Raw genomic sequence first — 13090 nt, 5'->3', positions numbered from 1 at the left:
GCTCACGGGAGCCGAAGCTCGCATCAGTGCACCGTGCGGCGCGGCTTCGTCCGTGCGGTGCGCTTCAGGCGGGCCTCCAGGTAGTCCTTCAACACCCTGGCGTTGTTGTGCTCGGTGTCGCGGGCCCCGTAGAGCAAGGTGATGCGGCCCTGGCGCGCCGCCTCGAGCAGCGGCTCCCACGCGTCGTGGTGCGCGTCCAGCTCGCGAATGTACCGGCGCCGGAACTCGTCCCAGCGCGCCACATCATGGGCAAACCACCGCCGCAGCTCCGTGCTGGGCCCCACCTCGCGAGGCCAGCCGTCCAGGCGGAGGTCCGCCTTCCTGCGCCCCCGGGGCCACAGCCGGTCCACCAGGAAGCGAGTCCCCGCCCGCGGGTCCGGGCCGTGCTCGTCATAGACACGCTGGAGTCGAATCATCGTCGCGAGCCCTCGAATGAATATGCTGCCCACGGGAAGTGCGCACGGGGAGCACCCGGCGGGGACGTGGCGGCCGTGCGGCGCTCTCCCCGGAGGTGTGAACCGCTCCTCCTGCGACACTTCCGTGCTCCGCTGATTCCGGCTGTGAAGGAACTGGAGGCTGCAGAAGTCGTCCTTGGGATACAGCTTGGCCGTTTCCCCGGTAAAACGAGCCTCAAGCGGGCCAGAAGCTCATCAAACCCAAGCCTCCGGGATTCGACCCTTGGTGAAACGGAAAGAAGGAGTGCGTCACCCCGAAGAGGGTTCCATTGAACCGCTCGCGATCGCGGCCATGGAACAGGCCTGGGAGCTTGAGGAAGATGCCGAAGCTTCTCGCGAAGCCCTGTTCCATGCGTATTTGATGGCGGCACGGGCAGGGAGAGTGGAGGCGATGACGAATGCCGGACTTCATCTCATGTATGGAGATGGAACCCGCAAGGATGTGAGGGAGGCGCTCGGGTGGATGAGAAAGGCCGCCCGACTGGGTGATGATGTTGCTGCCTTCAATCTCGGGTTGTTCTACGGCAAGGGGCAGGACGTCCGCCAGGACAGGCGGCTCGCCGAGCGCTGGTACCGGCGAGCCATGGACCTTGGATTTCCACCGGCCAAGGGGAATCTGGCCACGCTGCTCTACTTCGGCCGGAACAAGGAGAAATGGAAGGAGGCAGTGGTGCTCTGTCGAGCGCTTGCTCGGAACGGCGACATGGCCGCGCTCTGCACCGTGGCTGATGCCTACGAGCGGGGGCGCGGCGTCAGGAAGAATCTGGGGAAGGCGATCCAGTTGTACAAGAAGGCCGCTGCTGGGGGAGATGCCGAGGCGCAATCCATCCTGGGTTGGATGTGCATCAATGGCGTCGGGGGGGCTCGGGACGTCCTGGGTGCGATCCGCTGGTACCAGGAAGCCGCGAAACAAGGCCACGTCAGCGGCTTTTTCAGCCTGGGGCACATCTATGCGGAGGGCGATGGCGTGCCGAAGTCCAAAGCCCGAGCGGTCCGGTATTACAGGATGGCCGCGGCCGCGGGGCACCCACGGGCAGCAAACTGTCTGAAGGCACTTGGCGTCGAGATGTAAGGTCTGGACACAGAGCAAGGCACGCTGGGAGCTGAAGGCGCTCCCAGGGCGGACCGCTGGACCGAGCGCGGCCTACGGCAGCACGGCCCGCAGACCCTGACCCTGTGGCCCGGGTGTCTCCAGCGCGCGCGTGGGCGCCGTGTTCCCCTGGGCGTCGCGGGGGTACACGGTGACGGTTCCGGACTTCGCGTTCGCCACCCACAGCTGCTGTCCCGATGCATCCAGCGAGACGTCGATGGGCTGTGCGAGTCCGGTGGCGCGGCCCTGGAGGACTCGGACCGGCGTCACCTCCTCCTTGCCCGCGAGGAGCGCTTCCACGGAGTACACCGCCACCGTGTCGGAGCCGTGGTCCGCGACGAAGAGCTCCTGCCGGGACACATCCAGGGCCAGCCCCGCGGCCCGGTTGAGCCCGAGCTGGTCTCCTGTCCACTTCACGCGCGGTGCCACGTCCCCCTTCGCGTTGGCGTCGAACACCGTGAGGAAGGTGGTCCGGCTGCCCGCCCTGGTGGCCACCGTCAGTCCCGTCACCTGCGCCTTTCCGGAGCCCGCCACGAAGAGCAGCTTGCGCTCCGGATCCAGCGCCAATCCCAGCGGGCCGGACAGCCCTGTCTTCTTGCCGGAGATCACTCGCTCCTGCTCGAAGCCTCCCAGCTTGTCGCGACGGAAGACCGCCACGGAGTCCTCGCCGCCATTGGCGACGTAGAGCGTGTCCTGCGCCGCGTCCAGCACCAGCGCCGTGGGCTGTACGACGCCCGCGCCGTGGCTCCCCAGCGGGGTCAACGCATCCTTCTCCTTCAAGCTGAAGCGCAGCACGGAGCTTGTCCCCGTGTCCGCGACCAGCAGCTCCTGACGCTTCAGGTCTCGCGCCAATCCCCAGGGCTGCCCCAACCCCGACGTGAAGTCGCGCCGCGCGGTCTCCGTGAGCACGGCGGGGCCCTCCGCCCGCGCCACCTCCACCACGCCCCCCGGCCCGCTCACCCGCGGCGCGAGCCCGATGACGAAGCACTGAATCCAGAACCACAGCTCGAAGTCGCCGCCCTGCCTGCCATCACCCCGGTTGGGATAGCCGATGGCGAAACGCTCGGCGAGCGAACGGGACGTGGCCTCGCCATCCAGGAGTCGGGTTCCATCCAGCGAGTGGATGAACCCGCCCTGGATGCGCAGCTTCGCGAGCATCCGAGGGTTCGACATGTTGTCTACGTTCATCCATCGCAACCGGTCCATCCATTCGAAGGCGGACGCGCTGGGGACCCACTGGATGTTCTTCCCGGAGATGCGCGCCTCCCCCGCCACCGAGAGCGTCTGGTGGCCCAGGATGCCCGGTGCCTTGCCCATGATCTGTTGCCAGTAGGAGTAGTCCGACGTCGTCATCGGATAGAGGAGCTCCAGCGACAGCGTCACGACAGGGCGCGGGAGAGGCAGGGGCGCGCCGGTGGGGCTCCGGTAGGGCGCCAGCTCCTCGCTGCACGTGATGCGAACCCCCTGCTTCAGCAGCTGGAAGAGGTCGGCGTTCACCAGCCCGTCGTTCTCGAGGAGGTACTGGGATTCGCTGGGCAGCGTCACCTGGACGACGTGGACCGCGGGCTCCGCCGCCCCCGACGCTCCGGGCCGGGCATTGAACTGGATGGGGGGCAGCCGCGTCGGCTGCTGCGAATCATCCACCAGCGTGACGAGCACCTTCTGCGCGGTCTGGGCCGACAGTCGCCAGATGACGGAGGCCGTGCCCTGCTCATCGGTGCGCACGAGCAGCGACGTGTCGCCTGGACTGGTGTCCTTGAGCGGCCGGAGCCGGGCGCCCTCCGCCGGCTTCACGATCTGGAAGTGGACCAGCGCGTTGACGACGGGGTTCTCCCCCGTCATCACCCCCACCACCAACGGCGACTCCAGCTCCTCCCCCGGAGTGCCCTCCTGTCCATCTCCGCCCAGGTACAGGAACGTGCGCTGGCGGCACAGCGTGTCCAACGCCTGCTGGACCGTCGTCGCTTGGGAGAGCGTCTGGCATCCACCCGCCTGATAGGCCACCCGGTCCGCCCGGCTCAGGCTCGCGGTGAAGACCAAGGGGAGATGGACCGGCGTGGGGTTGGCTCCGCCTCCTACCATCAGTCGCGCTTCCACCTGCTGGGTGGCGTCGTTGGCGTTCGGCAGCCAGTCCACCTCCGCGATGCCCTCGTCATTGGTCGTCGCGGTGATGCTCTGCGCCCAGGGCTGGGCCGAGCCCGTGACGCGCACCCCGCTGGAGGCCCCGTTGGACGTCCCCCGCACCTGGAAGCGGACGACCTGATTCGCCGCGCGCCGCTGATGCCGCGCCACGCCCACCCGCAGCGGACGCGGAAGGGCCTCGCCCGGCATCGCCTCCTGGCCGTCTCCGCCCTCGTACGTGAGCACGAGCTGTCGGCTCAGCGTATCCAGCGCCTCCTGGACGGTGTGCGTCCCGTTGAGGATCTCCTGCGCCGTGTCCGGCGCGTACGCCACCTTCGAGGCCACGCTGAGACTGGCGAAGTAGCGCAGCGGCGCGTGGACCACCTCGTTCCCGGAGTCCAGCAGCCGCGCCTCCACCGTCTGGCTGTGCAGGGGATGGTCCACCGTCTGCCAGCCGTCGATCTGCGGCGCCCAGTACACCTGCGCCACGCCATCCGCCCCGGTCAGGACGACGATGGAGGCGCCCGTGTTGGCCGGTGTGCTCACGTCCGTCAGCGTTCCGCTGCCTTCGGGGACCACCACGTTGAACCGGACGCGCGCGCCCACCACGGGCGTGCGCCCGTTGAACACGCCCGCGCGCAGGGGCCGGGCGAGCCTCGCGGGAGCGATGGGGGGCTGGGTGGGCATCACCTCCTGGCCGTCGCCCCCCAGGTACACCAGCGTCTTATGCTCGGTGAGCGGCGGGAACAGCTTGCGGCAGTCGTGCACCGTCCAACCGCTGCCGCCGCGCTCCAGCACCCCCAGCGCGCAGTAGTGATGGCGGATGCCCTGCGGAGGCTCGGCCACCGGCAGCCCCCCGCTCTTGGGCCAGAGCACCCCTCGCGTCACCGTGCGCGCTGGGATGAGCCAGTAATCTCCCGTGCGGTAGCGGCCCGCCGTGAAGCGCACCTGCACGCCGCTCTCCAGGGGAGTCCAGCCGCTCTCCGGCTGCGAGGGATCCGGCGCGGGGCTGACCTCCAGCGCGCCCGCGCCTCCCACCATGTCCCAGGCTCGCACGGTGAGCTCGCCCGCGGGCAGCGCGGCTGGCCACGTGGCCGCGTCCACGGTGATGCGATTGCCCGTGACGGCCTCCACGCGGACCAGCTCCCCGGGCTCGCCGCGCAGCACGCGCTCTTCGTTCGTCAGCTCCAGCCACTGGTTCGGTTGGAACCTCCGGTAGCCATCCTTGCCCGGCTCGGCCACCACGAGCAGCCGGTCCGCGGCGTCCACCGACTTCACCTGCGTGACGAGGATGCCGTTGTCGCGGGACCACTTGAAGGTGGCCTTTCCGCCGCTCGGGTTTCCGCGGTGGATCTCCACCCGGTAGAGCTGGTTCTCCAGCCGGCGGTAGCCCGCCTCCGCGCCGATGATGCAGGGGTTGTCACTGGCCTGCTCGGGTTCGCCCCGCGCGGCCAGGGTGCCGGTGCTCTTCAGCTCCTCCGGCGTCCACTGGGGCGTGCCGAACGTCTGACACGGCACCGCCTCCACGGGCCCGGAGGCATTCGCGCCCGTCAGCGGATACAGCCGCACCTGCCACACCGTGCGCGTGCGGGTCGCGGTGTCCGGGCCGCCGAGCGCCACCTCGCGAAGCTCCGCGTCCTCCAGCGCGGTGACATGGCGCTGCCACACGTCCAGGAAGGCCAGGTAGCGCCCGTTCGCCGTGGGCAGCGGCACGCCGGGCAGGTCCGGCTGGGCGCCCAGCGACGGCTCCTGGTCGTTCTCGCAGAGCACGCCGTCCACGTAGTAGCGGCCCTTGCGCAGCGCCGGCTGCCCCGCGGACAGGAAGAGGGCGAAGCCCGTCTGGTCCGCGGGGGTGCCCGGCTCCTGGGGCGTGCCGCTGACGCCGATGACGTCCCGGCGGGTGGTCTGGTCCAGGTACCGCTGGATGTCGACGTGCTCGTTCCAGTCCGCGTCGAGCTGCACGCGCCCCTGTTGCATCCGCACGCCGGAGTAGTGCTTCGCGGGCCGGAACGTGTTCCGGCTGAAATCGCCCTTCATGGCGTCTCCTCAGGTCACGAAGAAGAACCCGGCTTCGAGTCCGAAGCGCAGGTAGTCAGTCAAGCTGGCGCGCAGGTTGGCCTCGCGCTGCGGTTGTTGGAGGTGGTGGAACACGCCCATCTCCCCCTCGTCGCTGGCACCCCGGCGGATGCCGGAGTCGGTGTCGTCCCGGAGCTGGCAATAGCCAGGGTCCCCATACCGGTCCGACGTGAAGACGGGCTTCACCCGCCGCTCCACCTCCAGGCGCACGTCCACGGGCGCGTCCTCGGCGTAGGCGGGCTGGCAGCGGAAGCGCTGGGGCACGCGCGAGCCCGGCGGCAAGTAGCAGAAGCGCACGCAGCCCTCCTGCCGCTGGAGCACCTCCACGGTGCCCGTGAAGAGCGAATCGCTGGCCAGCTCCAGCACCGTGGCCTTCACGCCCCCCAGCACCGTGCTGGACAGGACGTGCAGCACGCCGGTGGCGCCTGGGCCCTCGAAGGACTCGGGGGGCGGTGGCGGGTTGTTGAACGGCGCCTCGGACGGCGGGAGCGGCTGGAGGGCCTGCTCCCCGAGCCCATCCACGATGCAGTCCTCCACGCGCAGGGTGGTGGCCCGGCCCGCCTGGAGGGGGCCGGTGATGCAGCGGTTCAGCAGCACGGTGCAGTCGCCGTCCTTCGCGCCCCGCACGACGAGGCTCGGCGCGGTGCCGCGAGGCTGACCGGCTGGAGTCAGGTCCTGTCCCGGGACGAGGGTGCAGTGCCGCAGGTCCAGCGTCGCGTTGTCCGCGGCTTGGACCTCCAGCACGCCTCCGCGCACCAGCAGTCCGCTGAGCACCAGCGTGGCGCCCTGGCCCAGCCGCACCACGCACCGCCCACCGCACACGTCGATGACCGGCCGCTGGAGGTTGGCCGCCCGCAGCTCCAGCCGCGCGCCCGCCGCGACGTCCAGGGACTCCAGGGGATGGCGCTCGCTGTCGACCACCTCCACCAGCGCGTCCGCGCTGGCGTGGCTCGTGGCCACGGCCACGGCCACCGATGTGAAGGGCCCCTTGCGCGCGTCCACCTGGAACACGTCTCGCTGGCCCAGGGGGAGCAGGGTCTCCTGCCGGTCATGGAAGCCGCCGCCCACCTCGCTGCTGAAGCCGTAGGCGTAGCTCACGGACAGCGCGCCCGGCACCGGCCGCCCCTGCGCGAAGGCGATGCGCCCGTTGACCGGATCCACCGCCGCGAGGATGTCGCGGTCCACCGGGGGCGCGTCCGGATCCGCGGCGGGATAGGGGAGGGTGGCCGCCGGGCGGTGCCAGGTGGACAGGTCGCAGATGACGATGCCGTCCGGAGAGAGCTCCGAGTGGACCTCCGGATCCTCCGCGAGGTGCAGCGCGAAGGGCGGCGCGGCGCCAAAGGCCCTGGGCTCGGGCGTCTCCCCGCGGGCGAGCGCGGCGCGGCGTGCCTCCAGCTCGTCGTACAGCGGCCGGCGGCGCAGCGCCCCGGGGACGTGGGCCTCGTCGGCCAGCGTGCCGAGCGTCGTCTCCGACTGGGGCAGGTTGAACAGGTGCGTGTCACAGCCCAGCACGTTGAAGCGGAAGAAGCCCTCCTCCGTGGCGCCGGGCTCGGAGCCGGGCTCCACGCGGAACGCGGGCGCGAGGACCACCGGATAGGCCTCGAGCCGCCACAGGAAGAGGCCGACGTTGGGCAGGTTGTGCATCCCCCGCCGGTTGTCGATGTGGCGCACGTCCACGGTGCGCGTGGCGCCCTCGAAGGGGGTGCCCACCTGCTCCAGCGCGTTCGTGTCGCGCAGGTCCGGGGTGCGCAGGTTCGCAGGGCGCGGGTGGTTGAGGTGCTGCGTGGTGCCCACCCGCTGGAAGAGCTCCACCGCCCGCGCCGGCCAGCCCGTGACGTCGCGGGCCAACTGCTCCAGCATGGCCGCGGTGCCCTTGCGGCGCCGGTAGGCCAGGGAGTTGGCCACGTAGGCGCGCTGGCTGAAGAGCCCGGGGTCCACCGGGACCAGATCCCGCACCTTGAGCAGGTCGCCGATGTACGGCACCACCCACTCCTGGCAGGTCTCGATGAACCAGTTGTCGTGGAGCTGGCCGATGTCCTCCTCGATGGCCAGCAGCTCGCGCTCCATGATGGCCAGCAGCGCGCGCAGCGGCTCGCCCTGGATGGCGTCCCGGGCGCGGTGGATGGACGGCAGCAGCTTGTAGAGCCGGTCCTGCGGCGTGGGGCTCACGGGCTCACCTCCGTGTCGAGCACCAGCGTCACGCCCTTGCGCTCACCCTGGAGCGCCGGGTCGAGCAGCAGCAGCTGGGCGGGCCTGAGCACGTCGCCTTCCCATCGCGCCCCGCGCGCGCGCAGCACCGGCATCAGCTTCTGCGCCGGGATGGCGGGCGTCGTCGGGTGCAGCCGCTCCAGGTCCACCATCACCACGCCCTCCACGTCCTGGAGCACGCGAATGACCTCCGCGCCGCTCACCGCCTGGGCGAACTGGCGCCGCTGAAGGGAGAAGGCGTCTCGGAGCGCGGCCTCCGCGCGGCCCAGCACCTCCTCCGGCAGGTAGCGCGCGTCCAGGCGCAGCCGCGCCTCCATCGCGAAGAAGAGCCGCTCGTATGAGGAGACCTCGAACTGGCGCACCGGATCGTGGTGCTCACGCAGCGCCTCCACCAGGCTCAGGAAGAGCTGGGAGTCCGCGGCCACCGGCTCCCCGTCCATCCCCGCCACGGTGACGTGGACGAGGATGCGCTCGCCGTTGGTCAGGTCCGCCGCCTGGGCCTTGCCGATGCCGGCGAACGTGGAGGCGAAGTCCTCGTAGTCCTGCAACGACACCACCCGGCGCAGCGTCAGCACGGACGCGGGGGCGTTGTCGCGCGCCTCGTCCCGGGACTCGGGCGCCGCCGCGCCGGTGGCCGCGACGGGATTGGTGACTTCCCGGATGCCCAGGGGCCGCACCTTCAGCAGCGCGAGCTGTCCCCGGTCCACCTCGCCCTCGGGCCCGATGCCGGAGCGGTACACCGCCGTCACGTTCTCCTGCCCCGTGGGCAGTCGCGCGCCGGACACCCCGTCGCCGAACGTCACCGCCACGGAGCCGTCGTCCTGGATGCGCACCATGAACACCTCGGCGCGCGGGTCCTGTCCGAACAGCGTGGGCACCTGCTCCCAGCGCACGCCATTCACCCGGACCTCCAGCGTGCTCTCCCCGCCCGTGTCCGTGGGGGCCGGCACGTGGGTGAGCGGCGGCTTGCGCAGCACGAAGCGCTGGTTCACGCGCGAGCCGTCACCGCCGCCCAGCACCTCCCGCACCGTCTCTCCATGCGTGGAGGGGACCACGTTGGCGTAGATGCTGACGGTGGCGCGCTCCAGCGGCGTGGTCAGGGCCTTCTTCAGCACCAGCCGCGTGTGTCCACCGACCAGCGTCTCGGCCCGGTCCAGCTCCACCACCTCGCGGATCCACGCCCCTGGCCCCGACGCTTGCTCCAGCGCCGCGCGCCCTTCGACGATGAGCACGCGCCCGCGCTCGAGCCCCTCCACCGCGCGGTCCAGCTCGATGTCGTCGCCCTCCACGGGGTCGGTCCGGGGCATCTCCCCCACGGGCAGCTCCTCGCTCTGGGCCAGGACCACCGTGCTGCGCAGCGGGAAGTAGGACAGGTGCTCGTTCGTGTCGAAGGTGAGGCGCGTCACCTTGGCGTTGAGCGTGAAGTCCTCGCGCGCCCAGGGCTGGATGTCGGTGACGCGATACAGCTCCACGTACTTGGACTTCCAGAGCGCCACCCAGCTGCCCTTCAGGATGCTGGGGTACTCGCGGTCCAGATCGATGATGCCCTGGACCGCCGTTTGAATCTCGAAGTCGGGCCACTGCGTGAAGCGCGCGTCGTGGGGCCGGTAGTTCGGGTTGTAGAGGGCCTTGGTGGCGTCCGGCATCGCCTTGAAGGAGGGCGCGTTGTAGCCGAAGAGGTTGCCGCGCAGCCGCAGCACGAAGGCGCGGGGGTGGTCCGCGGGATCCACGCGGGGCGTCTCGCTGCCGAGCCCGGCGTCCCACGTCACCCGGGTGTGGCTCAGCGCGGGCTCCGCCGGATCCGTCACGCGGGTGACGGTCTTCACCCAGCGCAAGTCCCACTGCTCGCTGCCGGGCGCGTTCTCCCGCTCCTCGCCCACCAGCAAGAGCGCGTCTCCAGGCTGGATGCCCATCTGGAGGCCCTGGAGGTAGAGCGTGTGCTCACCCCGCATGAGCGGCTGGGGCATCGTCCGGGGCACCTTGAGGACGTTCCACGCGGCCCGGGCCTCCAGCGGCTGCGTCGTCTCGAAGGTCTGGGGCCGCGCGTCCTGGCCGGGGATGCTGAGCACCTGCACGCCTTCGGGCACGTGCACCTGGGTGGGGGCGCCGGGCGCCGTCTCCACGGTGAAGACCAGATACGTGCTGGCGGCGACGCCGGGCTTCAGCTCGTAGCCAATCTGCCGCGCCAGCTCCAGCACCGAGCGCCGCTCCGTGGCGGTGCGCAGGAAGCCCTCGTTGGCGATGCGCTCCTGGTAGAAGGTCAGCACGTCGGAGGCCGTCGCCCACGCGTCCAGCAGCGCGATGGACAGGTCCTCCGTGCCGCGCGTGGACAGCTCCGCCAGGGGCCGGGTGCCCGCGAAGTCCCCATCCGGCAGGAACTCCCCGGGCAGCCGCGCCAGCATGCGCTGGAAGAAGCCGCTGTGCGTGCCAATGCGATACGCGAGCGCGGGTTGCCCCGGCCGGTTGTAGAGCGGCGTCGGCTCCGCGGCGCCGCGGTCCTCGCAGGCCTCGCAATCCCCCGAGCCGTTTGCTGGCGTGCTCACAGGCCCCCCTGCATGAAGAAGTCGAGCTTCCCGTTCTCGGGCTGGCTCGGGTCGTTGTCGAGCCGGGCGATCTCCAGCCGCTCCATCTCGATGAGGCCGTTCTTCCACTCGTCGCGCGGCACCTGCCCCCAGCGCCGGAAGCGCTGCGGCTTGCCGGGCGCGTCCTCCGTCTCCACCCACGCCACCCCCGGCACCTTCATGGCCGTGGCCACCAGCTGGCTCAGGTACACCGGCTGGCCGAAGGTGAAGTTGTCCGGGTGGAAGAAGCCGCGCAGCCCGCCGGGTTGCTCGCGCGTGCTGAACACCTCCAGCAGCGCGGCCTTCACGTTGGCGGCCAGGTAGCCCGGTGACACGCAGACCGTCATGGCGATGTCCAGCGGGACGAAGAGGGGCGCGTCGACGCGCAGGTCGTAGCCCGCGAGCCGGAAGCGCTCCAGGAACGCGGTCAGCCGCTCGGCGAAGTCCGCGTCCACCGGGAAGCCGCCGCGCCGGTCCACGGTGACGAACATGGTGTGCCAGCTGCCCGTCCACCGCAGGCTGCCCACCGCGCGCTGCACTTCAGGGTGGCGCTGGGCGACCTCGGCGTAGTCCGCCTCCGTCACCGCGCGCTGCTGGACGCGGAAGGACTCCGGCGCGTCGATGCGAACGCGCTCCACGGACTCGGGATCCACTCCTCCCCGGGCCGGCAGGGGGTTGCGGATGCTCAGGATGGCGTCGCGCCAGTCTCCCCCCAAGGTGGAGTGCAGGTGGGAGATGGCCTCCGCGCCCACGTTGCCCGCGCTGCCATTGCCAATGCGATAGGTGGCCGTGAGCGGAACGCCCGCGCCGGGGCGCTCTCCCAGCACGTTGTCGCCGAAGCGCAGGCGGGCCCGGCCGTCGTCCTCCACCTCCGCCACGAACTCGCGGCTGAAGCGGCCGCTGTTGAGCAGCGTGCGGCGGGGGATCCACGCCCGCCCGCTCTCCGTCTCTCGCAGCCAGAGCGCGGGCAGCGTCTCCTCCGGGGGCGTCCGCAGCGCGGCGGCCGCCGACGCCGTGGGGTCCAGCGCGCGGCCTCCCTCTCCCCTCGACACCTGGGTGAGCGGACCGCGCGAGAGCCTGGGGCGGTAGCGGCCCTCGGAGGGCACGACGGGCAACGGCTCGGTCAGGGTCCGCCCATGGTCCACCAGCACCACGTTGCCGCGCGCCACGCTCACCGGCGCGAGCTTGCCGACGGGATCCTCCGGCTCATCGGCGGAGTCCGGCGGCACCATCACGTCCCACAGGCACAGCTCGAAGGGGAGCGCGTCGTCCGTGCCCCACGCGACCTCCACCACGGCCACGTCCAGCAGCGGATCCCGGGTGAACTCCACCTGCGTCAGCCGCACGGCATGGCGGCGCGACGGATCCGCGTCCACCCTCCGTCCCGTCTGGGGACTGCGCCCCTCCTCCAGGAGGAGGACCCGCCCTGGCGCGAAGTTCTCCGGTGTCAGCACCCGCTTCGCCGGGTCGAATTCGGAGGGGACGTTGAGCAGCGTGGCGGCGGTGGCGCCCTGGGGGAGGCAGCAGCGGTCCTCTCCCCAGGTATGGAAGAGGATGCGGCCGTGCCCGGAGTGCAGGGTGAGGGGGTGGAGGGACTCGAAGACCTCGGCGCCCGCGTTCACCGCTTCCTGGAGGTGCTGCGCGTCCAGCACCCGGGGGCCCTCCACGGTGGTGACGAACACCGCCCCCGGAGACACGTCCGTGGGGCCGGGGAGCGACCAGCCCTCGGCGCCGGGGGACACCTGCAACGTCACCCAGGCCCGGGCGTTGCCGCCGTCGTGCATGGGGTAGTCCAGCAGTCGCGCGTGGCGGCGCACGGAGGTGCGCTTGCGAGCGGTGCCGAGGTACGCCTCGGTGGCCACCGCGTCCTGGTAGTAGCTGAGGTAGTCGGCCGAATAGGCCATCAACTCCACCAGCGTCACGCCCAGGTCCGCGGGGTTGCGCTCCTTCCACTGGGGCGCCACCTCCGACAGCCGGTCCAGCAGCAGCCGCCGGAAGCTGGCGTAGTCCCGGGTGAGGTAGTCGATGGGCGGGTCCACGCGCCCGGGCGTCGCGCTGCCCTTCGGCGGCGCGCAGTCGAACTCGCTGGGACACTCCACCTTGAAGGTGAAGTCCACGCGGGACAGGGGCCCGTCGAAGTCGTCCGGAGGCACCGTGTCCAGGAAGCCCCGCAGCAGGGCCAGCGTGTACGTGGAGAAGTCGCCGGACGAGGTGGTGCGCACCACCAGCGTCTGCTCCGTCTCATGGGTGCCCAGCAGCTCATCGAGCACCTGGCGCTTGGCGTACTCGGCCCGCTCGGCCGCGGTGGTGCGAGGGTCGCCGGGCGCCTGGTCCATGCGGAAGGCCAGGGACACGCCGACGTCCTTCAGCCGCACGCCTCCGGAGATGGAGACGTGGTCCGCGTCGATGTCCTGGGGCAGGGGCTTGTAGCAGCGCACCCACAGCGTCCGCTGACGCTCCAGGCCGAGCGCCGACGCGTCCTCGTCCAGCACCTCCAGGAAGTCGATGCCGTTGAAGGTGGCGTGGGCCTCCACCAACCGGCGCCGCTGCTCGCTCTTGCAGACATAGCGCGCGCCCAT

Annotated in this window: 6 protein-coding genes; 1 reads left to right on the top strand and 5 read right to left on the bottom strand. The window is 71.0% G+C overall.

Annotated features, from left to right (window positions below):
* Nucleotides 1-23 precede the first annotated feature (23 nt).
* Nucleotides 24-416 carry a DUF488 domain-containing protein gene (locus FOF48_RS08090; RefSeq protein WP_143899595.1) on the bottom strand — a complete coding sequence of 131 codons (393 nt, stop codon included), beginning with the start codon at nt 414-416 and terminating at the stop codon, nt 24-26.
* A 265-nt stretch (nt 417-681) separates the two neighbouring features.
* On the opposite strand from FOF48_RS08090, the gene FOF48_RS08085 reads away from it, so the two are divergent.
* Complete coding sequence (locus tag FOF48_RS08085; protein WP_255442013.1) at nt 682-1527, top strand: tetratricopeptide repeat protein; 846 nt, start codon at nt 682-684, stop codon at nt 1525-1527.
* Between the two features lie 72 nt (nt 1528-1599).
* Here FOF48_RS08085 and FOF48_RS08080 read toward each other — a convergent pair whose 3' ends face one another.
* Genes FOF48_RS08080 through FOF48_RS08065 form a run of 4 tightly spaced genes read right to left on the bottom strand, consistent with a single transcriptional unit; the run spans nt 1600 to nt 13090 of the window.
* Nucleotides 1600-5703, bottom strand: a complete 4104-nt coding sequence (locus tag FOF48_RS08080; protein WP_143899593.1) for a DUF6519 domain-containing protein — start codon at nt 5701-5703, stop codon at nt 1600-1602.
* Between the two features lie 9 nt (nt 5704-5712).
* Nucleotides 5713-7911, bottom strand: a complete 2199-nt coding sequence (locus tag FOF48_RS08075) for a hypothetical protein (protein ID WP_143899591.1) — start codon at nt 7909-7911, stop codon at nt 5713-5715.
* The gene (locus FOF48_RS08070; protein WP_143899589.1) at nt 7908-10493 is read right to left on the bottom strand and encodes a putative baseplate assembly protein; all 2586 of its coding nucleotides are present in this window, start codon (nt 10491-10493) and stop codon (nt 7908-7910) included. The genes FOF48_RS08075 and FOF48_RS08070 overlap by 4 nt, the downstream gene beginning before the upstream one ends.
* Complete coding sequence (locus FOF48_RS08065) at nt 10490-13090, bottom strand: putative baseplate assembly protein (RefSeq protein WP_143899587.1); 2601 nt, start codon at nt 13088-13090, stop codon at nt 10490-10492. Before FOF48_RS08065 ends, FOF48_RS08070 begins: the two co-directional genes overlap by 4 nt.

The sequence above is a fragment of the Corallococcus sp. Z5C101001 genome, from assembly GCF_007352635.1.
GTDB lineage: Bacteria > Myxococcota > Myxococcia > Myxococcales > Myxococcaceae > Corallococcus > Corallococcus silvisoli.
This window is presented reverse-complemented; position numbering and strand designations above follow the sequence as displayed.

Bases quoted from the DNA above. Each gene is read 5' to 3' on its own strand.
- FOF48_RS08090 (WP_143899595.1), bottom strand. From the start codon at position 416: ATGATTCGACTCCAGCGTGTCTATGACGAGCACGGCCCGGACCCGCGG.
- FOF48_RS08080 (WP_143899593.1), bottom strand. From the start codon at position 5,703: ATGAAGGGCGATTTCAGCCGGAACACGTTCCGGCCCGCGAAGCACTAC.
- FOF48_RS08065 (WP_143899587.1), bottom strand. From the start codon at position 13,090: ATGGGCGCGCGCTATGTCTGCAAGAGCGAGCAGCGGCGCCGGTTGGTG.